This is a genomic window from Phenylobacterium sp. SCN 70-31, assembly GCF_001724605.1.
GTDB lineage: Bacteria > Pseudomonadota > Alphaproteobacteria > Caulobacterales > Caulobacteraceae > Phenylobacterium.
Map to the genome: position 1 here is coordinate 72,323 of NZ_MEEX01000009.1, position 22,743 is coordinate 95,065.

Sequence of the window (22,743 nt, forward strand, 5' to 3'; positions counted from 1 at the left end):
CGCAGCCGGGACGACGGATCAACCTCAGCGCTTGTCGATCGCCGTGTAGCCGCGCAGCGGCGCGCCCGTGTAGATCTGGCGAGGACGACCGATTTTCTGCGACGGGTCCTCGATCATCTCCTTCCACTGGGAGATCCAGCCCACCGTACGGGCGAGGGCGAACAGAACCGTGAACATCTCGGGCGGGAAGCCCAGGGCGCGCAGCGTGATGCCCGAGTAGAAGTCGACGTTCGGATAGAGCTTGCGCTGGATGAAGAACTCGTCGCTGAGGGCGATCTTCTCGAGTTCCATCGCCACCTTCAGCAGCGGGTCGTTCTGGTGGCCCACGGCCGCGAGCACCTCGTGGCAGGTGGTCTGCATGACCTTCGCGCGCGGGTCGTAGTTCTTGTAGACCCGATGGCCGAAGCCCATCAGCAGGCGCTGGCGGTTCTTCACGCCCTCGACGAACTCCGGGATGTTCTCGACCGTCCCGATCTCCTTCAGCATGTTGAGCGCTTCTTCGTTCGCGCCGCCGTGCTTGGGGCCCCACAGCGAGGCGATGCCCGCGGCGATGCAGGCGAACGGATTGGCGCCCGACGAGCCGGCGAGGCGGACCGTCGAGGTGGACGCGTTCTGCTCGTGGTCGGCATGCAGGATGAAGATGCGGTCCATGGCGCGGGTCAGGACGGGATTGGGCGTCCAGTCCTCGGCCGGCACCGAGAAGCACATGCGCAGGAAGTTCTCGGCGTAGGAGAGGTCGTTGCGCGGATAGACGAACGGCTGACCGCGCGAATATTTGAAGGCCCGCGCCGCGATCGTCGGCATCTTGGCGATCAGGCGGTGCGCGGAGATCATCCGCTGCTCCGGATCGTCGATGTCGGTGCTGTCGTGGTAGAAGGCCGACATCGCGCCGACGGCGCCGCACATGATCGCCATCGGGTGGGCGTCGCGACGGAAGCCCTGGAAGAAGCGGTCGAACTGCTCGTGCACCATCGTGTGGTACGTGATGTTCTTGTCGAACTCGGCGAACTGGGTCGCCGACGGCAGTTCGCCGTGCAGCAGGAGGTAGCAGACCTCCAGGAAGCTCGACTGCTCGGCCAGTTCGTCGATGGGGTAGCCGCGGTGCAGCAGCACGCCCTTGTCGCCGTCGATGAAGGTGATCTTGCTTTCGCACGAGGCGGTCGACGTGAAACCCGGATCGTAGGTGAAGACGTCCGCCTCGCCGTAGAGCTTGCGGATGTCGACGACGGGCGGGCCGTCCGTGCCCCTCAGAACCGGCAGGTCGACCGACTTCCCATCGATCTCGAACTTCGCCGTATCGCCCATGGGACCCCCTTCGCGGTTGCGAGATAAAACGATTGTTTGCGCTTATAGCGCTTTACGCAGCGAGAGAAAGCGCGTCGTCGATCCGGCCCAGACTCTGGTCGCGGCCCAGCGCCGTCATGGCCCCGGCCAGATCGGGCGCCGGAGCGCCGCCCGACAGCATAGCGCGCAGTTGCGGTCCGAACTTGCCCAGCCCCACCCCTTCGGCTTCGGCGAAAGCGCGCAGCGCGGCCTCCAGGGGCGGAACCGACCAGTCGTCCACCCCGGCCAGGACGGCGCGCAGGCGGGCCATGCGGCCGGCCAGTTCGGGATCGGCCAACTGCGCGCGTGTCTTCTCCGGAAGTTCGAGCGGGCGGGCCTTCAGCGCGAAGACCACCGCGTCGGCCAGTTCCAGCGTGGTCTTCGCCCCATCGCGCACGAAGGGGATGACGCGCGCGATCAGCGCCTCGTCGTCCGGACGGAGCGCCACGTCGCGGCTCTTCAGGACCGCGACCACGAGGCCGGCCAGACGCAGGGGGTCGGCCTGGCGAATGTAGTGGTTGTTGAGGTGGTTCAGCTTGTCCCAGTCCAGGCGGGCCGGGGCGCTGACCACGTCCTTGATGTCGAACCACGCGATGGCCTGGGCGTCCGAGAAGATCTCGTCGTCGCCGTGTCCCCACCCGAGCTTGGCCAGGTAGTTCCGCATGGCCTCGGGCAGATAGCCCATGTCGTCGAACTCGCTCACGGCCTGGGAGCCGTGCCGCTTCGACAGCTTCTTGCCGTCGGGGCCGTTGATCATGGGCAGGTGCGCCCAGGCGGGGACCTCCCATCCCAGGCCCTGGTAGATGAGGGTCTGGCGTGCGGCGTTGTTGAGGTGATCGTCGCCGCGGATGACGTGCGTGATCCCCATGTCGTGATCGTCGACCACGACGGCGAGGTTGTAGGTCGGCGTGCCGTCGGTGCGCAGCAGGATCAGGTCGTCCAGCGTGCGGTTCTCGAAACGGATGGGCCCCTTCACCTGGTCGTGGACGATCGTCTCGCCGTCCTGGGGCGCCTTCAGGCGTACGACGAAGGGCCGGTCGGGGGCGTCGTTCGGCGACAGGTCGCGCCAGGGCGAGCGGATCACGCGGCCTTCGGCGCGGGCGGCCTCGCGCTCGGCGTCCAGTTCCTCCGGCGTCATGTAGTCGCGGTAGGCGGCCCCGCGCGCCAGCATCTCGTCCACGACCGCGCGGTGGCGGTCGGCGCGGGCGAACTGGAAGACCGGCGGCTCGTCGGGCTCCAGCCCCAGCCAGTTCATGCCGTCGAAGATGACCTGCACGGCGGCGTCGGTCGATCGTTCGCGATCGGTGTCCTCGATGCGCAACAGGAACTGGCCGCCGGTGTGGCGGGCGTACAGCCAGTTGAAGAGGGCCACGCGCGCGGTGCCGATGTGCATCATGCCGGTGGGCGAGGGCGCGATCCGGGTGCGGACGGGGCGGGCTGCAAGAGAGGCGGACATGGCTCAAGTCTGGTCTTTGCGGGCGGGCGGGCCTCTTACCATGACGTCCCGAAAAGGAAACGGCGGGCGGCCGCCCCGGGCGTCTCCGGCGGGACTCGGAATGCGCGGGGCGAGGCTGGGTTCGCCGTGACGGGCTTGGCGGAGATGGGCTTGGCGGAGGTGGGGTCTTCGCGGCAAGGTCGCGATCGGGCTCGGGGGAACCTCTTGGACGCGCTTGGCATGGCGGTGGCGGATGGCGCCGGGCGGGAATCGGCCCTGGCGTCGGCGCGCGCGTGGCTGGAGGCGCAAGCCTGGGCCCAGGCCGATCGCTGGACGTTGTGGACGCCCGTCGCGTTCGGTGGCGGATGCGCGCTCTACTTCACGCTTCTACGAGAGCCCCAGCCCTGGGTGGCGTGGGCGCTGCTGCCGGTCGTCCTGGGACTGCTCGTGGCGACCCGATGGAGTTCCCGACGGCTGGCGACGATCGCGCTGGTGCTCGGGGCCTGCCTCGTGGGGGGCTTCTCGACAGCCAAGCTTCGGGCCGATGCCGTGAAGGCGCCCGTGGCCCAGGCCGGCGGCCAGCCGCAGTGGGTCGAGGCCTGGGTGGTCGATATCGCGTCGCCGGGGCAGGGCGGCCACCGGTTGCTGCTGGCGCCGATCCGGGTCGGTGACTGGCCCGCGCAAGCGACGCCCATCCGGATGCGGGTGACCCTGCGCCCGGACACCCCGCTGCCGCGGCCGGGCGAGGCGGTGCGCCTGCTGGCGATCCTGAACCCGCCCCCGCCGCCAGCAAGCCCGGGCGCCTACGACTTCGCCCGCGACGCCTATTTCGAGAGCGTCGGCGCCGTAGGGCTGGCCCTTCGTCCGCCGGGACCGGTCCAGGCCGAGGCTCCCCCGCCCTGGCGACTGGGCCTCACCATGCGGGTCAACGCGATCCGCTGGAGCTTGACCGACAAGATCGTCCAGGCCCTGGGACCGGAGACGGGCGGCCTGGCGGCGGCGATGACCACGGGGCATGAGGCCTTCATTCCCCGCCAGCAGATCGAGAACCTGCGCGATTCCGGCCTGGCCCACATCGTCTCGATCAGCGGGCTGCACATGGCCATCGTCGGCGGCTTCGTCTTCGCCGCCGTCCGGCTGCTGGTGGCCGCCTGGCCGTGGCTGGCGCTGAGGGTGTCGGGCAAGAAGGTGGCGGCGTGTGTCGGGCTGGCCGCCGTGGGCGGCTATCTGGTGCTGTCCGGCGCGCCGCCGCCGGCGGAGCGCGCCGCGATCACGGCCGCGGTGGCGTTTCTGGCCGTCCTGGCCGACCGGCAGGCGATCAGCCTGCACGCCCTCGCGCTGGCGGCGATGGCCGTCCTCCTGCTGCAACCCGAGGCCATCACCGGGCCGGGTTTCCAGATGTCGTTCGCGGCCACCGCCGCCCTGGTGGCGCTGGCCGAGATCTGGCCGAGACCGGTGCGCGAGATCGACGTGCCCTGGCCGATCCGCTGGGCGCAGACCGCGGCGACCTGGACGGCCGCGAGCCTGGCGGTGAGCTTCGTGGCCGGCCTGGCGACCGGGCCGTTCGCCATCCAGCATTTCAACCGGGTGGCCACCTGGGGCCTGTTCGCCAACCTGGCCGTGGCGCCGATCTCGTCCTTCCTGATGATGCCCGGCCTGGCGCTCGGGGCGACGCTCACCCCGTTCGGACTGGGCCAGGCGCCGCTGGAGGTCGCCGGGTGGTCCATCGCGCTGATGAACCGGGTGGCCGAGACGGCGGCCTCCGCCCCGTTCGCTCAGGCGGTGATCCCGAGCGCGCCGGGCTGGGTGCTGCCCGTGAGCTTCCTGGGATTGCTGTTCGTCTGTCTGTGGGCGGGTCCGTTGCGCTGGGCGGGCCTGCTGGCGGCCACGGCCATTCTGTGGGCGCCGCGCCCGCCGCCGCCCGACGTCTGGGTCGCCGCGGACGGCGCCGCGGTGGCGGTGCGAGAGGGACGCGCGGCGGTGCTGATGCGGCCGGATGTGAAGCTCTTCGGCGCCGAACTCTGGGCCCGGCGCCGTGGCCTGACGCCGCTGATCGGCGAGGCGGAACGCGACGCGCGCTTCGCTTGCGACCGGTGGAGTTGCGCAGCGGGCGCGGACGCGCCGGTAAGGGTGTCGGCGGCCTGGAACCTTCGTCGGCCGCTGAAGCCGGGGCGGTTGGAGGAACTCTGCGCCGGCGCCGATCTGGTGATTCTGCGGAACGACATGCGACCGGAGACCTGCGGCGCGCGCCTGGTCCTGAGCGAGCGCGACTTCCTGGCCGGCGGCTCGGTGGAACTGTGGCGGACAGGTCAGGGGTGGCGCGCCGGCTGGGCGCAGACCTACCGGGGCCGGCGGCCCTGGACCTGGGGATACGATCCGAGATGATGTTCGCGCGGCAGCTTCGCGCCAGGGTCCGCTCGGGCGAGATCACCAGCAGCATCCGCATCTGGCGGTCGCCCCGGGTGCGGGTGGGCGGACGCTATCCGCTGCTCGACGGATGCATCGAGGTGACGCGGCTGGAGGAGATCGACCTTTCCGATGTGACCGAGGCGATAGCCCGCGAGGGCGGCTTCGAGACCCTGGACGCTCTCATGGAAACCGCCCGCCACGGGCGTGGCGAGCGGGTCTTCCGGGTCGACTTCGTCTTCGCACCGGCCGCGCCGGACGACGCGATCAGTGATAGCGACGGATGAGGCCCACCAGCTTGCCCTGAACCGACACGCGGTCGGGACCGAAGATCCGGGTTTCGTAGGCCGGATTGGCGGCTTCGAGCGCGATGGACGCGCCCTTCTTCCGGAGGCGCTTCAGCGTGGCCTCTTCGCCGTCGACCAGGGCGACGACGATGTCGCCCGACACGGCGCTGTCGGTGCGGCGGATCACGACGAAGTCGCCGTCCAGGATGCCGGCGTTGATCATCGAGTCGCCCGAGATCTCGAGCACGAAGTGTTCGCCCGCGCCCAGGATCGTCTCCGGGACGGGGATGCGGTCGCGCTCCTGCTGGATCGCCTCGATGGGCGTCCCGGCGGCGATGCGGCCCAGGATCGGCAGCTCGCGGCTGTCGTTGGCGGCGGCCGGCATGGCCGCCCCGGCCTCGACGAGCTGGGGCTTGAAGGGCGCGCGGCCCTTGGGGGGCGCGGCGGCCGTGGCCTGTTGCGGAAGCTTCACCACCTCGAGCGCGCGGGCCCGGTGCGGCAGGCGGCGCAGGAAACCGCGCTCCTCCAGCGCCGTGATCAGGCGGTGGATGCCGGACTTCGAGGCGAGATCCAGCGCTTCCTTCATCTCGTCGAAGGACGGCGAGACCCCCGTCTCCTTGATCCGCTCATGGATGAACATGAGCAGTTCGTGTTGTTTGCGGGTGAGCATCTGTGAACCTCGAAGAACAAAGCGCAAACGTCTGCGGATGTTCTCCAAGCGTTCTGGGTTAATGTCAAGCGTTACTGATGGGCTTTGAAAACGTTCGACTTTTTGGAAGGCTAGGCCGACTCAGCCCAGCAGCTCGCGAGTCGCACCGACGACGTCGGCCTGGCGCATGAGGCTTTCGCCGACCAGCATGGCGCGGGCGCCGCTCGCTTCCAGCCGGGCGGCGTCGGCCGCCGTGAAGATGCCGCTCTCGGTCACGAGGAGGGCGTCCGGGGGGGCGAGGGCGGCCAGGCGCTCGGTCACGGCGAGATCGGTGACGAAGCTGCGCAGGTCGCGGTTGTTCACGCCCACCAGGGTCGCGCCCAGGCGGCCGGCGCGCGCCATCTCGGCCTCGTCGTGGACCTCCACCAGGGCGTCCATGCCGTGGATCTCAGCCTCGGCCATCAGTTCCGCCGCAACGCCGTCGTCCACCATCGCCAGGATCACCAGAATGGCGTCGGCCCCCAGGGCCCGGCTCTCGGCCACCTGCCAGGGATCGACCAGAAACTCCTTGCGCAGGCAGGGCAGGGCGGTCGCCTCGCGCGCGGCGGTCAGGAAGGAATCGGCGCCCTGGAAGCTGGGACCGTCGGTGAGGACCGAGAGGCAGGATGCGCCGCCCGCCTCGTAGGCCCGCGCCAGCACGGGCGGATCGAAGTCGGCGCGGATCAGCCCCTTGGAAGGAGAGGCCTTCTTGATCTCGGCGATCAGCGCCAGACGGCCCGGAGCGTGCCCTCGCTCCAGCGCAGTCTTGAACCCCCGTGGCGGCGAGACGCCCGCGGGCGACACCACGGGCCGGGCGGCGCGGCGTTCGGCCACTTCCGTGCGCTTGTAGGCGGCGATCTGCGCCAGGACGTCGCTCATGCCGGCTCCTGCGTCAGGGGGGCGATGGCCACCAGCCTATCCAGCGCGGCCTGGGCGCGGCCGTCGTCGATGACCCGGCCGGCGAATTCGACGCCTTCGCGCAGCGTCTCGACCTTCTCGCCGACAAGGAAGGCCGCGGCGGCGTTCAGGAGCACGATGTCGCGGTAGGCGCCGGGTTCGCCGGACAGCACCCGGCGCAGCGCCTGCGCATTCTCGGCCGGCGAGCCGCCCGTGAGGTCGGACAGCGACGCGCGCTCGAGGCCCACGGCCTCGGGTGTGACGGTGAAGAGGCGGACCTGTCCCTCGCGATACTCGGCCACGCTGGTCTCGCCCGTGGTGGTCATCTCGTCCAGGCCGCCGCCGTGGACCACCCAGGCCCGCTCCGAGCCGAGCGCGCCCAGCACCTGGGCCAGCGGGGCCACCCAGCGTTCGGCGAACACGCCCACCACCTGGCGCTGGGCGCCGGCCGGATTGGTCAGCGGACCCAGCAGGTTGAAGATGGTGCGGTAGCCCAGCTCGGCCCGGATCGGCGAGACGTGGCGCATGGCGCCGTGGTGGGCCGGGGCGAACAGGAAGCAGATGCCGGCCTCGTCCAGGGCCCTGAGCTGGCGTTCCGGCCCCGCATCGATGGCGACCCCGAGTTCCGACAGGACATCCGCCGCGCCCGAACGGGACGAGAGCGCCCGGTTGCCATGCTTGGCCACCTTCAGGCCGCCGCCCGCCGCCACGAATCCGACGGCGGTGGAGATGTTGAGCGTGTGCTGGCCGTCGCCGCCGGTGCCGCAGACGTCGATCGTAGGGAAGGGCGGTTCGATATGGACCGCCGCCCGGCGCATCGCCCGCGCGCAGGCGGTGATCTCGCCCAGGGTCTCGCCCCGCATCCGCATGGCCGTGAGCGCCGCGCCCACCTGGGCCGGCGTGGGTTCGCCGCGCAGGCAGGCGGCGAAGAACTCTCCCGCGTCGTCCTCGGACAGCGTGCCGCCGTCGGCGAGGCGCGACAGAAGAGGCTTGAAGGTGGCGGACATGGGCGCGTTCCGGAGCGACTCGGGCGGTCAGACCTGGGCCAGGCGCTTCACGCCGGCCTGGTCCAGGAAGTTGGCCAGCAGCTCGTGGCCGCCTTCGGTCGCGATGGACTCGGGATGGAACTGCACCCCGTGGATCGGACGGGTCCGATGCCGAAGGCCCATGATCTCGCCGTCCTCGGTGCGGGCGGTGATCTCGAGGGTCTGCGGCAGATCGTCTTCCTGCACCGAAAGGCTGTGGTAGCGGGTCGCCGTGAAAGGGTTCTTCAACCCGCGGAACACACCTGTGTCGGTGTGATGGATGAGGCTGGTCTTCCCATGCATGAGGGCGCGGGCGCGGACGACCGTGCCGCCGAACGCCTGGCCGATCGACTGATGGCCCAGGCAGACGCCGAGGATCGGCAGGGATTCCGGCGCTTCGCGGATGAGTTCGAGGCAGATGCCGGCTTCGTTCGGCGTGCACGGCCCGGGGCTCAGCAGCACCGCCTCGGGACGCAGGCCCACCGCCTCGGCGACGGTGATCGCGTCGTTGCGATGGACGAGCGTCTCGGCCCCCAGCTCGTTCAGGAAGTGGACGAGGTTGTAGGTGAAGCTGTCGTAGTTATCGATCACCAGGATCATGAGCGTTCCATAGGCTTTGCAGACGCGAGCGCCAAGCCGGATGCTGCAGATATGGCGCTGAGCGATTCTGCCCTCGACGGGAATGCGTTGGCCCGAGCAACAGCGCTGCTGGCGACGCCAACGCGGCGCGACCCGGCCTGGCCGGCCCTGCTGGCGGCCACGGTCCTCGCCTTGAGTTCGGTGGCGTTCGCGATGGCGATGGTGCTGGCTCCGCCCGCGACGAAGACGGAGGCTGGAGAGGCGGCGGACCCGGACCCGGGATCAGGCGTCGAGCAGTTCGGAGAGGCGCCGGATGATGCGATCGGGCCTGATCGGGCTTCCTGACGGGAGGCCCTGGCCACGGGGGTCGTGCCAGATGGCGAAGATCCCCAGTCGCTGCGGCGCCGCCACCTCCCATTCGAGATTGTCGCCCACCATCCAGGTCTGGTCGGCCCGGACGTCCAGCGCCTGCATGGCGTGGAGATAGGCCCGTTCCTCGGGCTTGCCGAAGCCGTTCTCCCCCTCGATCTGTATGTGGTCGAAGAGGCCGGCGAGGGTGAACCGCTCGATCTTGGCGCGCTGTGTCGTTCCATCGCCGTTGGTCACGAGCGCCATGCGCACGCCGCGGGCGCGGATGGCCTCCAGGGTCTCGCGGGCGCCCGGAAACATCTCGGTCATCCGCTCGCGGATTTCGCTGAAGCGGTCGGCGAAGACCATGGCGTCCCCGGCGCCGAGGCCCAGTTCGGTCGTGAAGACCTGGACGGCGACGCCGCGCCGGGCGGCCGCCAGGCCGAAGCGCGCCGCCTTGTGACGCTCGGGATCGGACCAGAAGTCCGTCATCGCCGATTCCATCCGGTCGGCGACATGGGTCGGCGCATGCGGCCCCAGCCGGTCGGCGAACTCGGAGGCCACCTCGAGCAGGACCGCCGGCCGCTCGCCCGCCGCGATGATGGTGTCGTCCAGGTCGAAGAGGATCGCGGGCGGAAGCATCGCGGTCACACGAACCGCCAGCTCTCCACCGCGGCGTCGCGCAGCGCGCGGGCCTTGTGCTGGGTCTCGTCGTACTCGGCGTCCGGGTCGCTGTCGGCCACCACGCCGCCGCCGGCCTGGACGTACATCATGCCGTCCTTGAACAGGGCGGTGCGCAGGATGATGCATGTGTCCACCGATCCGTCGGAGCCGAAGTAGCCGGCCGCGCCAGCATAGCCGATGCCGCGCTTCTCGATCTCCAGCTCGTCGATGATCTCCATGGCCCGCACCTTGGGCGCTCCCGACAGCGTGCCGGCGGGCAGGGCGGCCATGACGACGTCCACGGGATCGAGCCCCTCGGGCGCGTCGCCCTCGACGTTCGAAACCAGGTGCATCACGTGGCTGTAGCGCTCGACGAAGAAGCTGTCGGTGACGCGGACGCGCGGCGCGCGGGACGGCTGGGGGGGCTCGTTGGCCCCGGCCTGCTTCAGCATCGCCACCCGGCCCACGTCGTTGCGGCCGAGGTCCAGCAGCATCAGGTGCTCGGCCCGCTCCTTGGGATCGGCGATCAGCTCCTCCTCGAGGCGGCGGTCTTCCTCGGGCGTCGCGCCGCGGGGCCGGGTGCCGGCGATGGGGCGGATGGTGATCTTGCCGTCGCGCAGGCGGACCAGGATCTCGGGCGACGACCCCGCGAGCTGGAAGTCGCCGAAGTTCAGGTAGAACAGGAACGGCGAGGGATTGGTCCGGCGCAGCGAGCGATAGAGCGCGAACGGATCGTGCGCGAACGGGGCGCGGAACCGGTGGCTCGGCACCACCTGGAAGATGTCTCCGGCGCCGATGTAACCCTTGGCCTTCTCGACGATCTCCCGGTAGGCCTCGCGGCTCACGGGCGTGGTGAAGCGGTCGGGCTCGGGACGGGCGTCGCCCCGGAGCGGCGGCGCCGGTTTGCGGAAATCGTCGGTCACGGCCTGGAGGCGTGCGTGGGCGGCCTCATAGGCCGCGTCCGCGGAGCCCGCGCCGGGACGCACGGGCGTGACCAGCAGGATCTCCTGGGCGATGGCGTCGAAGATCGCGATCACCGACGGCCGTGTCAGCACGCCGTCTGGCAGGCCCAGGGGGTCGGGATTGACGTCGGGCAGGGTCTCGACCAGCCGGATGGTGTCGTAGCCCAGGGCGCCGAACACGCCGGCGGCCATGGGCGGCAGTCCGGGCGGAAGCTCGATCCGGGACATGGCCAGCACGTCGCGCAGGCTGTCCAGGGCGCCGCCCGCCTGGGGCGTGAAGCGGCCCGCGGCGATGTCGTCGCCCGTGGCGATCTCGGCCCGGTCGCCGTGACAGCGCCAGACGAGGTCGGGGTTCAGGGTGATGATCGAATAGCGCGCGCGGAACGCGCCGCCTTCCACCGACTCGAACAGGAAGGCGTAGGGTCGGCCGTGGCCGATCTTCAGATAGGCGGAGACCGGCGTCTCCAGGTCGTCGATGAGACGGGTCCAGACGACCTGGGGCGCGCCGCCGTCGTAAGTCGAGCGAAAGGCGTCGAACGGCGGCTCGGGCGTCATTTCTTCGTCTCCGCCTTCTTCCCGGCGGCCGCGTCGCCGGCCTTGGGCAGGGGCGGGAAGCCCAGGACCGTGCGGGCCTTGTCGCGGTTGACGCGGACCTTGAGCTTGTTGCGGGCGTAGACCTGGGCGGCTTCGGCCATCTCCCGGAACAGGACCTGGGTCAGCTCTCCGCGGCTGGCGTCGGCGAGGCGGGCGGTCGTGGGGCCGCTGTCGGCGCGAACGGCCTCGACCCGGCCCACGACGAGGCCCATGGGCGCGCCGGCGGACCAGGCCTCGCCGGCCTTGGCGGAAAACGCCTGCGACAGCACCTGACCGCCCAGGGCCTGCTGGTGCTGGCCGGCGTTCTGGCGCGTCAGGCCGGGCAGCCGCGACACGGACAGTCCGGACGACGCCGCGACCGCCTCGAGCGTCTCGCCCTTGGCCATGCGGTCGGTGAGCGACTTGGCCTTGGCCTCGAGCGCGCGCACCACTTCGCGCTGCATCCAGAACTGGGTGACCGGGCCACGGATATCGGCCAGGGGCGGGACCCGGGCCGGGACCACGCGTTCGACGCGCACGGCGAAGTACGAGCCATCGCCCAGGTCGGTCAGATCGCTCTCGCTTCCGGCGCCCAGGCCGAAGGCGGTCTCGAGGATCTTGGGCGGAAGGCCGGCGATCGGCTGGCCGTTCTCGTCCTGGCCCTGGGCCGTCACCGGACCGATCGTCATGACGGTCACGCCGGCCTTGCGGGCCGAGTCGGCGAGGTTGGCGCCGCCCTGGTGGGCTTCCTCGTAGGCTTCGGTCTGCGTGTGGACCTTCTCGGCCACCATGTCCTTGCGGATCTCGGCTTCGAGCATGGGCCGGGCGTCTTCCAGCGAAACCTCGCGGCCGGGCGTCACCGACAGGACCTTGACCACGGAAAGGCCCAGGTCGCCCTGAACCGCCGCCACCTGGCCGTCGGCCATCCGGAACGCGGCCTCGCCCACCTTGCGGTCGGACACCGCCGTCAGGGGGCGCTGGTCGAAGCGGACGGCCTCGACGCCGATCGACTTGGCCACCGCGGCGGGGTCCTCGCCGCGCGTCAGGCGGGCCGCCACCTGCTGGGCGGTCGCCTGATCCTTGACCGGCACCTGCACGATGGACCGCGTTTCGGGGGTCGACAGCGTGTCCTTGCGGAACTCGTAGCGCTTCTGAAGTTCGTCGGCGTCGATCGCGCCCAGGCCGGCCTGGGCGCCGGCCGTGGTGAACGGGGCCACGGTCAGCACGCGCATCTCGGGAATCGTCAGCCGCTGGGCGTTTTCCTTGATGAAGGCGTTCAACTGTTCGTCGGTCGGCGCAGCCGGACGCGGGACGCTGTTCGGGGTCAGCGTCACATAGGCCAGGTCGCGCGCCTCGGTCGCGAAGACGGCGGCCACGGCGCCGTAGGACCGCGGAACGGCGAGGCCGTTCTGGATCGCCACGATGAAATGCTGGGCGGCCATCTGGTCGCGCAGTTCGTCGTCGAAGGCTTCGGGGGTGCGGCCGTTTTCCCGGAGCCGCGTCTCGAAGGTCTGGCGGTCGAACCGCCCCGAGACGGGATCGAAGAAGACGGGGATCTGCTGGATCTGCTCCAGGATCTGCTTGTCGGACGGCTTGACGCCCATGCGCGACAGGAGTTCGGCGAACGCCACCCGGGTCGCGAGGCCGTTCAGCAGATTGGCGTCGAGGTTGTTCTCCTGGGCGATCTCGGGCGTCACCGGCTGGCCGGACTGCTCCTCGAGACGACGGCGGAAGTCGTCGTACTCGCGACGGAACTCCATCGAGTTGATCGAGCGCGAGCCGGCCTTGACGATCTGGTCGCCGTCCAGCGCCAGCAGGCCGCCCTGGTTCGCGCCCACCGTGACGAGGCCGAGCGCGAGAAGGATCAGCAGGATCCGGGCGGGCCAGGACTTCGCGAACTGGCGGGTGGCGGCGAGCATGCGGGTTCCTTCCCCGGCGACGACGTAGCGCGCCGGTATAGGGGAACGGGCTTCTGTCCCGCAAGCGCGCGACCGAGCCCGCGACACAGCGCGTGACGGGCCACCGGCTGCGGTCGGGCCGGGAAGGGAGTTGCGTGACAGGAGGAGCGGCATGCCTTAACCGCCCGGCTCGACTGCGACCATTGCCGGAGGACCGATGACTGCGCCGACGCCCCTGATCGCCGGAAACTGGAAGATGAACGGCCTCGCCGCCTCGCTGGACGAGGCGAAGGCGATCGCCGCCGGGCTGGCCGGCGCGCCGGCGCGCGTGGCGCTCTGTCCCCCGGCCGTACTGCTGCACCGCATGGCCGAGGCGCTCGCGGGAAGCCGGGTTCTCGTCGGCGGCCAGGACCATCGCGCGGAAGCGGCGGGCGCCTTCACGGGCGACATCTCGGCCGAAATGCTGGCCGACGCCGGGGCGACCCTGACGATCCTGGGGCATTCCGAACGGCGGGCGGGTCATGGCGAGACCGACGCGACCGTGGCGGCGAAGGTCGGGGCGGCGTTGCGTGCGGGTCTGGAGCCCATCGTCTGCGTCGGGGAGACCCTGGAAGAGCGTAAGGCCGGAGACGCCCTGGCGGTCGTCACCGGGCAGGTGAGGGGGTCTCTGCCCGCCGAACTGGCCGGCCGGCCGTTCTCGGTGGCCTATGAGCCCGTCTGGGCGATCGGCACCGGCCTGACGCCCACGACGCCCGAGATCGAAGAGGTCCACCGCGCCATCCGGGCGACGCTGGTCGGGCAGTTCGGCGAGGCCGGGCGGGCGGTTCCGATCCTCTACGGCGGCTCGGTGAAGCCGTCGAACGCCGCGGAGATCCTGCATGTCGACGAAGTGGGCGGCGCCCTGGTGGGCGGCGCCTCGCTGAAGGCCGACGACTTCCTGGGGATCGTGCGGGCGCTTTAGGCGGCCGGCCCCTTGAGTTCGACCATGTTGCCTTCGGGATCGAGGACGTACAGCGAGAAGCCGTCGCCCTCGGCCCCGTAGCGCAGGCCTTCCCCGACAACCTCGATTCCGTGCGCCGCGAGATGATCGCGGATGGCGGCTTCGTCGAACGGGCGCACCTGCAGGGCGAAATGGTCCAGGTTGCGGCCGCCGTCCGCCGGTTCCGAGCCGGCGTCGCAGACGACCAGGTCGATCATCTGGCCGCCCGCCCGGATATGGGTGAGGCCCAGTTCGGGCCGGTCGCGGTCGACCGACAGGCCCAGGACCCGCTGGTAGAAGTCGAGCATCCGCGCCTTGTCGCGGATGCGCAGGACGATGTGGTCGAAGCCGGTGACGGCGATGGGATGGCTCATGGCCTCCACATAGGCGCCCTGGTCAGGCAGGGCCATCGTCGCAGGGCGCACGCGCGGATGTCGGGGGGACGTCGGGCCGCGAGCGCATCCGGTTTGTGCTTCGGGGTGCGACGCACTAGCTATGGCCTTGCGGCGGTCGCGGTGATAGAGCGCCCGCTTCGTTTGCGTAGGATATTGCGGCGTCAACTCGCCCTGGCGCGCCGGAAAGATGCAACCATGCTGTTGAACCTGCTGCTGGTGATCGAGGTCATCGTCGCCTTCTTCCTCGTGGTCGTGGTGCTGCTCCAGCGCTCGGAGGGTGGCGGCCTGGTCAGCGGCGGCGGCGGTTCGATGATGTCGGTGCGCGGCGCGGGCGACCTTCTGACCCGCACGACGTGGATTCTGGGGACCATCTTCTTCGTCCTGGGCCTGACGCTGACGATCCTGGCGGGCCGCGAGCGCGGCGCGTCGTCCGTCGTCGACCGGCTGAAGGTCAATGCGATCAACCCGGCCGAGCTCACGCGCCAGCCGGCCGAGACGCCCGCCCAACCGCAGGGGCCGGCGCCCTTGCAGGCCCCGACGCCCACCATCAACAGCCCGTTCGGCGCTCTGCCCGCCGAATCCGCCCCTGCGCCGGCCCTGCCCGCGCAGAAATAGGCCGACGGCTCACAAGACTGGGGACAGCGGCGATTCGCGCCGCGAAACACGCGCGAATCGGAGCTAATCTGGACGCCCATGGCCCGGTACATTTTCATCACCGGCGGCGTGGTCTCCTCATTGGGTAAAGGTCTCGCGTCCGCCGCCCTTGGCGCGCTTCTTCAGGCGCGAGGATACAACGTCCGTCTCCGCAAGCTCGACCCGTATCTCAACGTCGATCCGGGCACGATGAGCCCGACCCAGCATGGGGAGGTGTTCGTCACCGACGACGGCGCCGAGACCGACCTCGACCTCGGCCACTACGAGCGCTTCACCGGCGTGAACGCCACCCGCGGCGACAACATCACCACGGGGCAGATCTACAAGAAGATCATCGAGAAGGAGCGCCGGGGCGACTACCTGGGCGCGACGGTCCAGGTGATCCCGCACGTGACCGGGGAGATCAAGGATTTCGTCCTGTCCGATCCGGGCGAGGGCGTCGACTTCGTGCTGGTCGAGGTGGGCGGCACGGTGGGCGACATCGAAGGCCTGCCGTTCTTCGAGGCGATCCGCCAACTCGGCCAGGAGCTGCCCCGTGGCCACGCCTGCTTCATCCACCTGACGCTGCTGCCCTACATCAAGACCGCCGGCGAGATGAAGACCAAGCCGACGCAGCACTCGGTGAAGGAGCTGCGCTCGATCGGCATTCAGCCCGACATCCTGCTGTGCCGGTGCGAGATCCCGATCCCGGAGAGCGAGCGCCGGAAACTGGCGCTGTTCTGCAACGTGAGACCCGGCGCGGTGATCCAGGCGATGGATTCCGCCAACATCTATGCGGTGCCGCTGGACTATCACGCCGAGGGTCTGGACACCGAAGTCCTGGACGTCTTCGGGCTCAAGGACACCGCGCCGGCGCCCGACCTGTCGCGCTGGCAGGACATCTCCCACCGGCTGAATCACCCTGATGGCGAGGTGAACATCGCCATCGTGGGCAAGTACACGGCGCTGACCGACGCCTACAAATCGCTGATCGAGGCGCTGGTCCACGGCGGGGTGGCGAACAACGTCCGGGTGAAGTTCGACTGGATCGAGGGCGAGGTCTTCGAGAAGGAAGAGGCCGTCATCGCCGAGCGGCTGAACAAGATGCACGGCGTGCTGGTGCCCGGGGCGTTCGGCGAGCGCGGCTCGGAGGGGATGATCCGCTCGGTCCAGTTCGCCCGCGAACACGAGGTGCCTTACTTCGGAATCTGCTTCGGCATGCAGATGGCCATGATCGAGGCCGCGCGGAATCTCGCGGGCATCCAGCAGGCGTCGTCCACGGAGTTCGGCCCCACCTCCGAGCCCATCGTCGGCCTGATGACCGAGTGGGTGCGGGGCAACGAGAAGGAGTCCCGCAGCGAGGGCGGCGAACTCGGGGGCACCATGCGCTGCGGCGCCTACGACGCCGTCCTGACCCCGGGCAGCCGCGTCGCCGGGATGTACGGCGGAACGACGATCTCGGAGCGGCATCGCCACCGCTACGAGGTCAACATCGCCTACCGCGAGGCCATCGAGAAGACGGGCCTGAAGTTCACCGGCCTGTCGCCCGACGGCGTCCTGCCCGAGGTGTGCGAACGTCAGGACCATCCCTGGTTCGTGGGGGTGCAGTACCATCCCGAACTCAAGAGCCGGCCGTTCGATCCTCACCCCCTGTTCGCCAGCTTCATCGGCGCGGCGAAGGAACGCAGCCGGCTGGTCTGATCCGCTCCCGGCCCCGGCGGCTACACGAAGAACAGCACCCAGAAGGCCATCAGCGCCACGTTCGAGAGGGCGAAGGCCGCCAGGCGATGGGTGACGTCGTTGTAGGTCAGGTGGATCACCGAGTGGATGAGCCGAAGCGCCACGTAGGTCCAGGCGAGCGTCAGCGCCGCCGGGTCCAGTCGCCCGGCCACGTGGTACATCAGCCCCGCCACGTAGAAGAGCGTCGGCAGCTCCAGCAGGTTCATGTAGTTCCGGTTGGGGATCGAGACGTCTCCGGGCACGGCGGGTGATTCGCCGAACCTGAAGTCCTCGGCCTTCACGCGGCCCGCGAACGCGGCCCTCAGCCGGCGGATCGGGATGAGACCCAGGACCGCGAAGGTCAGAAGCGCCATCGCCGCCATCGGGCCGAAGACGAGATCCTGCGACATGGGGGCGGCTCCGAGAGATAATGGCGGCAGGCTATCCCAGCCGGCTTGATCGGGTGCGGGGTTTCATGCATAAGCCCCCGCTCACGTGGCGGCCCGGGTTGGCCGCCGCTCTTGTTTTCACGCCGCAGAGATCCTCCGATGGCTGTTCCCAAAAGAAAAACTTCGCCGTCGCGGCGGAACATGCGTCGTTCGCACCACGCGCTCGGCCCCAACACCTTCCACGAAGACAAGGAAACGGGCGAGCTGAAGCGCCCGCACCACGTCGACCTCAAGACCGGCATGTACAAGGGCCGTCAGGTCCTGACGCCGAAGGAAGACTGACCGCTTCCTCTCCGGGGGCGGAATTCCGGACGCCGGCCGCAAGGCCGGCGTTTTGCGTTTCGCGCGCCGCGTTTTGTCATGCCCCCGAAACAGTCGCCGGGAATAAGGTGGCGCGTACGAGGGGATTTCCATGATGCTGTCTCGCCGCCACCTCCTGTCCGCCGCCACGGGCGTGGCCTTCGCCGGACTCTCCCGCATGGCCGCCGCCCAGCCGCAGGCGCCGGCGGGCGATTCCTACCTCAACGAGGTGACGGGCTACGGTCCCCTCAAGGAGGATCCGCAGCGCATCTTCGACCTTCCCGAAGGGTTCTCCTACACCGTCGTCTCGCGGGCGGGAGATCCGATGAGCGACGGTCTCGTCACGCCGTACAAGATGGACGGCATGGCGGCCTTTCCCCTGTCTCGCGGCCGGGTGGCGCTGGTGCGCAATCACGAGTTGCGTTTCACCGACTTCGACTATGGTCCCTTCGGCAAGGGCCAGACGCTGGCCGGCCAAGTGGATCGCGCCAGGGTCTTCGACGCCGCCGCGGACGGGCGGCTGATGACCGGCGGCACGACGACCCTGGTCTATGATCCGAAGTCGAAGCGACTGGAGTCGTCCTGGCTCAGCCTGGCGGGCACGAACTACAACTGCGCGGGCGGCGCCACGCCCTGGGGATCGTGGCTCACCTGCGAGGAAACGACCCGGGTCGGCGGCGCAGGTCCCGACAATCTCGACCTGGGCAAGTCGCATGGCTGGGTGTTCGAGGTGCCCGCCCGCCACAAGGGGCTCGTCGATCCGGTTCCGCTGACGGCGCTGGGCCGGTTCAAGCACGAGGCCGCCTGCATCGATCCGCGCACCGGGATCGTCTACCTGACCGAGGACGAGCCCGACGGCCGCTGCCTGTTCTATCGGGTCCTGCCCGTGGACCGCCGGCGTCTGGAGCGGGGCGGACGCATGCAGGTGCTGGGCTTCCGCGACCGCGCCGACAGCCGCAACTGGACCGAGGTCACCTGGACGCCGGGCGACTGGCGCGAGGTGGTCTGGATCGACCTGGAAGGCCCCGAGAACCCCCACACCGACCTGCGCGACCGCGGCCACGCCAAGGGCGCCGCGTGGTTCGCCCGCGGCGAGGGGATCCATTTCGGCGACGGCGAGATGTACTTCACCTGCACCAGCGGCGGCCCGAAGCGCCTGGGCCAGATCCTGCGCTACCGCCCCAGCCGCTTCGAGGGGGATGCGCGGGAAGCGGGCGAACCGGGGCGGATGCAGCTCTTCCTGGAGCCGTCCGACAACCGGGTGATGAACATGTGCGACAACCTCACGGTCGCGCCCTGGGGGCACCTGATCGTCTGCGAAGACAAGGTCGAGCCGAAGGGCGTGAACTTCCTCAAGGGCGTGACGCCGGACGGGCGGACCTATGCGCTCGGTCGGGTGGTTCGCTCCGAGACCGACGGCCCGCTCCTGCCCACGACCGAACTGGCCGGCGTCTGTTTCTCGCCGGACGGTTCGACGCTGTTCGTCAACTCTTACTGGCCGGGGGCGACCCTGGCCATCACCGGTCCCTGGAAGAGCTTCAAGGCCTGAAAACTCCCTCTCACGCCCTGGGAGAGGAAGGGGCCTGGAGGAGGCGGTCTACTGAGCGCGTCCCCGCGCCTGGACGTTCTCGCGGCGCGCGGCGATCATCTCGGGCGTGACCTCGCGATTGTGGACCACGGAGCGCTGGTGCTCGAGTTCCAGGCCATCGCCCAGGGTGGTCGCGTAGCCGTCGTCGATCATGGCCTTGTAGGTGACCAGCATGTCGAGATCGATGTCGGCCATCTGGCGCGCCAGCTCCAGAGCGGCGGGCATCAGGTCGGCCGGCGCGACCACGCGGTTCGCGAGCCCCCAGTCGTAGGCCTGCTGCGCGGAGAGGAAGTTACCGCTCAGCGACAGCTCCTTGGCGCGATAGGGGCCGATGCAGCGGCTGAGCTTCTGGGAAAGTCCCCAGCCCGGCGTGATGCCCACGCGGGCGTGGGTGTCGGCGAAGCGGGCGTTGGTCGAGCACAGCAGGACGTCGCAGGCCAGGGCCAGTTCGAAGCCGCCCGTGATCGCCACGCCGTTGATCGCCCCGATGATCGGCTTCGAGCACGACAACACCGCCTGGGCCGGATTCTGCGCGGGGTCGGTCGCGTTGGCCGCGCCCATGCCCAGCGGATCGGCCGACAGCTCCTTGAGGTCCAGGCCGGCGGTGAAGGCGCGCTCGCCGGCGCCGGTCAGGACGATCACCTTGACGCCCGGATCGGCGTCCAGTTCGGCGATGGCCGCCTGGAGGGCGGCGCGCAGGCTCTTGGACAGCGCGTTCATGGCCTCGGGCCGGTTCAGGGTGACGACGGCGACGCCTTCGGACGGCTTCTCGACCAGGATCATGGAACGCTCCCTTGCATCGGCCGACCGGATGGGCCGCTGACGCAGGGGGCGTCAAGGCGGAGGAAGCCCAGTCCGTCCCGACCGCATACGCTACGGTTCAGGCCGCCGTTGCCCCCGGCGGGCGGCTTGCGCTAAGGCTCGCCCCCACTTCAGAGGAGCCCGCAGCCGCCGCCATGACCGAGATCGTCGACATCACCGCCCGCGAGATCCTGGACAGCCGGGGCAATCCCACCGTCGAGGTGGACGTGATCCTCGAGGACGGGTCGATGGGCCGTGCGGCGGTGCCCTCGGGCGCCTCCACCGGCGCCCACGAGGCGGTCGAGAAGCGCGACGGCGAGAAGGGCCGCTACCTCGGCAAGGGCGTGCGCCAGGCCGTCGAGGCGGTGAACGGCGAGATCTACGACGCCCTCTCGGGCTCGGACGCCGAGGACCAGCGCCGCATCGACCGGCTGCTGATCGACCTCGACGGCACGAAGAACAAGAGCCGGCTGGGGGCCAACGCGATCCTGGGGGTCAGCCTGGCGACGGCCAAGGCGGCGGCCAGCTCGGCGGCGCTGCCGCTCTACAAATATGTGGGCGGTGTCTCGGCGCGGGTCCTGCCGGTTCCGATGATGAACATCATCAACGGCGGCGCGCACGCGGACAATCCGATCGACATCCAGGAGTTCATGATCCTGCCGACCGGCGCGGAAACCTTCGCCGAAGGCCTGCGCATGGGCGCCGAGATCTTCCACGCCCTGAAGGCCCAGCTCAAGGCCGCGGGCCACAACACCAACGTCGGCGACGAGGGCGGCTTCGCGCCCAACATCGGTTCGGCCGAGGCGGCGCTGGAGTTCATCGTCAAGGCCGGCGAGAGCGCGGGCTACAAGGCCGCCCAGGACTTCCACCTGGGGCTCGACGTCGCCTCCACCGAGTTCTTCAAGGGCGGCCAGTACGTGATGGACGGCGAGGGCAAGACCGTCGATCCGGCCGGCATGGTCGAGTACCTGGCGGCCCTCGTCGCGAAGTTCCCGATCGTGACCATCGAGGACGGCTGCGCCGAAGACGACTTCGAGGGCTGGAAGCTGCTGACCGACAAGCTGGGCGGCCACGTCCAGCTCGTCGGCGACGACCTGTTCGTGACCAATCCCGAGCGCCTCGGCATGGGCATCGGCAAGGGGCTGGCGAACTCGATCCTGGTGAAGGTCAACCAGATCGGCACGCTGAGCGAAACCCTCGACGCCGTCGATCTGGCGCATCGCAACAGCTACACGGCCGTGATGAGCCACCGCTCGGGCGAGACCGAGGATTCGACGATCGCCGACCTGGCGGTGGCCACCAACTGCGGACAGATCAAGACCGGCTCGCTGGCCCGCTCGGACCGCACCGCCAAGTACAACCAGCTCCTGCGCATCGAGGAGGAACTGGGCGACCAGGCCATCTACGCCGGCAAGGGCGCGCTGCGGAACCTCTAGGCGCCGCCGCGGAAGACCTCCGACCAGTCCAGGCCGGCGTCGCGGGCCAGCCGCTTCGCCGCCTCGGCCTCCAGCGCCGTAGGCCAGGACGCGCCGCTTTCGGCGGCGAGCGCACGGGCGCGGGGGAGGAATTCGGCCGCATACCGCCGGTTGGCCTCGAGGATCTCGCTCCATTCGGCGCGGGGAAGCGGAAGCGCCGCCAGCAGGGCCACATCCTCCGCCGGCAGGAGCCGCGATAGGGACAGGGCGCCCATGGGCGCAGGCGGAGCCTGAGCCTCGACGAGAAGATCCTGCAAAAGGCCCCGCAGGAGCGTCACGCCCGTCACCGCCAGCACGGGCTCGTCGCGACCGACGGCCACCGGAAGCAGTCCGACGACACGGAGAAACTCCTCGACCAGACCCGCGATCTTCCGGGGATCGGGTCGCCGGCGCGGATAGGCGCCCGGCAGCGCTTCCACCAGACCTTGTGGATCGTAGAGCGCCCGGACACGGTCGCGCGCGCCGGTCACATGCCCGGGTACGGTGACGGTGATGTCCAGCCGGAGCCAGCCGGGCAGCACGGCCATGAACAGGGGATGGGGCGGAAAGGTCTGTCGCCACAGGACGGGCGGCGCGATAGCCGACACCCAGGCCTGAAGATCGTTCACCACGGCGGCGTGGCGATCGGGCGCGGTCACCAGGATGGCGTCGACGTCGCTCCAGCGGTCGCCGCCGCCGGCGCCCAGGCTTCCGCCCAGCAGCAGGGCGATCACGTCGGGATCGCGCTCGGACGCCGCGTCAAGCGCCTGGATCAGGTCTTCGCGGGTCAAAGGCGTTCCTCCGCAGGTGGCGGGGGGCAACATGGCCCGGTGCGACGGCCGGCGCCAGCGGATCCAGCTCAGCCTTGGGGCGGCCGCCAACGGCGACGGCGGCCGTTGCGGGGCTGGCGCAGACGTTCGGTCCATCCGGAGACGCGCCACTCCATTTCCCCCGCAACGTTTCGTTAATCGTGGCGGCCGCTATGGTCGGGCGTCGGAAACCTTCGTGATTCCCGTGCTCGACAGCCTTCGCCCCTATCTCTCGACCGCGTTCCTGGCGCTCCTGATCGCCTATTTCGCCTATCACGCCTTCACGGGCGAAGGCGGCCTGTTGCAGTCGGACAGCCGCGATGCGGCCCTGGCGGCGAAACGCGCCGAACTGGCCGACCTGACCGCGCGGCGGCACGATCTGGAGGTTCGCGCCCGCCTCCTGCGCGACGAGAGCCTTTCCGCCGATCTCCTGGAGGAAAGGGCGCGCTCCCTGCTAGGCTTCGCCGACCCGAGGGACTATGTGATCCGCATGCAACCCTGAGGCTGGTTCGCCAGTCTCAAAGGGACGAAC

22 protein-coding genes are annotated in these 22,743 nt (G+C 69.9%); 9 read left to right on the top strand and 13 right to left on the bottom strand.

Annotated features, from left to right (window positions below; genetic code table 11):
- Positions 1-24: 24 nt before the first annotated feature.
- A complete protein-coding gene (gltA, locus tag ABS78_RS09040; RefSeq protein ID WP_293377397.1) occupies positions 25-1,305 on the bottom strand; it encodes a citrate synthase in 1,281 nt (426 codons plus the stop codon).
- Between the two features lie 52 nt (positions 1,306-1,357).
- The gene (gene gltX, locus ABS78_RS09045; protein WP_293377400.1) at positions 1,358-2,779 is read right to left on the bottom strand and encodes a glutamate--tRNA ligase; all 1,422 of its coding nucleotides are present in this window, start codon (positions 2,777-2,779) and stop codon (positions 1,358-1,360) included.
- Between the two features lie 204 nt (positions 2,780-2,983).
- Between gltX and ABS78_RS09050 the strand changes: the two genes are divergently transcribed.
- Both ABS78_RS09050 and ABS78_RS09055 read left to right on the top strand, forming a co-directional pair.
- A complete protein-coding gene (locus ABS78_RS09050; RefSeq protein ID WP_293377403.1) occupies positions 2,984-5,143 on the top strand; it encodes a ComEC/Rec2 family competence protein in 2,160 nt (719 codons plus the stop codon).
- Positions 5,140-5,451, top strand: coding sequence for an ASCH domain-containing protein (locus ABS78_RS09055; RefSeq protein WP_293377406.1), 312 nt, complete (start codon positions 5,140-5,142; stop codon positions 5,449-5,451). Before ABS78_RS09050 ends, ABS78_RS09055 begins: the two co-directional genes overlap by 4 nt.
- Here ABS78_RS09055 and lexA read toward each other — a convergent pair.
- The 7 genes from lexA to ABS78_RS09090 form a co-directional block, all read right to left on the bottom strand.
- A complete protein-coding gene (gene lexA / locus ABS78_RS09060) occupies positions 5,432-6,121 on the bottom strand; it encodes a transcriptional repressor LexA (RefSeq protein WP_293377409.1) in 690 nt (229 codons plus the stop codon). The genes ABS78_RS09055 and lexA overlap by 20 nt on opposite strands.
- A gap of 120 nt (positions 6,122-6,241) precedes the next feature.
- Positions 6,242-7,018: an indole-3-glycerol phosphate synthase TrpC gene (trpC, locus tag ABS78_RS09065; protein ID WP_293377412.1), complete on the bottom strand. Its 777-nt coding sequence runs from the start codon at positions 7,016-7,018 to the stop codon at positions 6,242-6,244.
- Positions 7,015-8,043: an anthranilate phosphoribosyltransferase gene (trpD, locus tag ABS78_RS09070; protein ID WP_293377416.1), complete on the bottom strand. Its 1,029-nt coding sequence runs from the start codon at positions 8,041-8,043 to the stop codon at positions 7,015-7,017. The genes trpC and trpD overlap by 4 nt, the downstream gene beginning before the upstream one ends.
- Before the next feature lie 27 nt (positions 8,044-8,070).
- Positions 8,071-8,661, bottom strand: a complete 591-nt coding sequence (locus ABS78_RS09075) for an aminodeoxychorismate/anthranilate synthase component II (RefSeq protein WP_293377419.1) — start codon at positions 8,659-8,661, stop codon at positions 8,071-8,073.
- Between the two features lie 261 nt (positions 8,662-8,922).
- Positions 8,923-9,630: an HAD family hydrolase gene (locus ABS78_RS09080; RefSeq protein WP_293377798.1), complete on the bottom strand. Its 708-nt coding sequence runs from the start codon at positions 9,628-9,630 to the stop codon at positions 8,923-8,925.
- 5 nt (positions 9,631-9,635) lie between these two features.
- On the bottom strand, positions 9,636-11,168 hold the full coding sequence (gene trpE, locus ABS78_RS09085; RefSeq protein WP_293377422.1) for an anthranilate synthase component I: 1,533 nt from the start codon (positions 11,166-11,168) through the stop codon (positions 9,636-9,638).
- On the bottom strand, positions 11,165-13,105 hold the full coding sequence (locus tag ABS78_RS09090; RefSeq protein ID WP_293377425.1) for a peptidylprolyl isomerase: 1,941 nt from the start codon (positions 13,103-13,105) through the stop codon (positions 11,165-11,167). The genes trpE and ABS78_RS09090 overlap by 4 nt, the downstream gene beginning before the upstream one ends.
- Positions 13,106-13,301: 196 nt before the next feature.
- Here ABS78_RS09090 and tpiA point away from each other — a divergent pair, with 196 nt between their 5' ends.
- Positions 13,302-14,045: a triose-phosphate isomerase gene (gene tpiA, locus ABS78_RS09095; protein ID WP_293377428.1), complete on the top strand. Its 744-nt coding sequence runs from the start codon at positions 13,302-13,304 to the stop codon at positions 14,043-14,045.
- On the opposite strand, the gene ABS78_RS09100 is transcribed toward tpiA, so the two are convergent.
- Positions 14,042-14,473: a VOC family protein gene (locus tag ABS78_RS09100; protein ID WP_293377431.1), complete on the bottom strand. Its 432-nt coding sequence runs from the start codon at positions 14,471-14,473 to the stop codon at positions 14,042-14,044. The genes tpiA and ABS78_RS09100 overlap by 4 nt on opposite strands.
- A gap of 180 nt (positions 14,474-14,653) precedes the next feature.
- Between ABS78_RS09100 and secG the strand changes: the two genes are divergently transcribed.
- The gene (gene secG, locus ABS78_RS09105; protein WP_293377434.1) at positions 14,654-15,073 is read left to right on the top strand and encodes a preprotein translocase subunit SecG; all 420 of its coding nucleotides are present in this window, start codon (positions 14,654-14,656) and stop codon (positions 15,071-15,073) included.
- A gap of 78 nt (positions 15,074-15,151) precedes the next feature.
- Positions 15,152-16,792 (top strand): CTP synthase, encoded by a 1,641-nt coding sequence (locus ABS78_RS09110; RefSeq protein ID WP_293377437.1) that lies wholly within the window; start codon positions 15,152-15,154, stop codon positions 16,790-16,792.
- A 20-nt stretch (positions 16,793-16,812) separates the two neighbouring features.
- On the opposite strand, the gene ABS78_RS09115 is transcribed toward ABS78_RS09110, so the two are convergent.
- Positions 16,813-17,220 carry an MAPEG family protein gene (locus ABS78_RS09115; RefSeq protein WP_293377440.1) on the bottom strand — a complete coding sequence of 136 codons (408 nt, stop codon included), beginning with the start codon at positions 17,218-17,220 and terminating at the stop codon, positions 16,813-16,815.
- Between the two features lie 138 nt (positions 17,221-17,358).
- Here ABS78_RS09115 and rpmF point away from each other — a divergent pair, with 138 nt between their 5' ends.
- Positions 17,359-17,541: a 50S ribosomal protein L32 gene (gene rpmF / locus ABS78_RS09120; RefSeq protein WP_293359783.1), complete on the top strand. Its 183-nt coding sequence runs from the start codon at positions 17,359-17,361 to the stop codon at positions 17,539-17,541.
- A gap of 130 nt (positions 17,542-17,671) precedes the next feature.
- The gene (locus ABS78_RS09125) at positions 17,672-19,108 is read left to right on the top strand and encodes an alkaline phosphatase PhoX (protein ID WP_293377443.1); all 1,437 of its coding nucleotides are present in this window, start codon (positions 17,672-17,674) and stop codon (positions 19,106-19,108) included.
- 48 nt (positions 19,109-19,156) lie between these two features.
- On the opposite strand, the gene ABS78_RS09130 is transcribed toward ABS78_RS09125, so the two are convergent.
- The gene (locus ABS78_RS09130) at positions 19,157-19,930 is read right to left on the bottom strand and encodes an enoyl-CoA hydratase (protein ID WP_293377446.1); all 774 of its coding nucleotides are present in this window, start codon (positions 19,928-19,930) and stop codon (positions 19,157-19,159) included.
- Between the two features lie 173 nt (positions 19,931-20,103).
- Between ABS78_RS09130 and eno the strand changes: the two genes are divergently transcribed.
- Positions 20,104-21,384: a phosphopyruvate hydratase gene (gene eno, locus ABS78_RS09135; protein WP_293377449.1), complete on the top strand. Its 1,281-nt coding sequence runs from the start codon at positions 20,104-20,106 to the stop codon at positions 21,382-21,384.
- On the opposite strand, the gene ABS78_RS09140 is transcribed toward eno, so the two are convergent.
- Complete coding sequence (locus tag ABS78_RS09140) at positions 21,381-22,193, bottom strand: hypothetical protein (RefSeq protein WP_293377452.1); 813 nt, start codon at positions 22,191-22,193, stop codon at positions 21,381-21,383. The genes eno and ABS78_RS09140 overlap by 4 nt on opposite strands.
- A gap of 223 nt (positions 22,194-22,416) precedes the next feature.
- Between ABS78_RS09140 and ABS78_RS09145 the strand changes: the two genes are divergently transcribed.
- Positions 22,417-22,713 carry a septum formation initiator family protein gene (locus ABS78_RS09145; protein WP_293377801.1) on the top strand — a complete coding sequence of 99 codons (297 nt, stop codon included), beginning with the start codon at positions 22,417-22,419 and terminating at the stop codon, positions 22,711-22,713.
- Positions 22,714-22,743 lie beyond the last annotated feature (30 nt).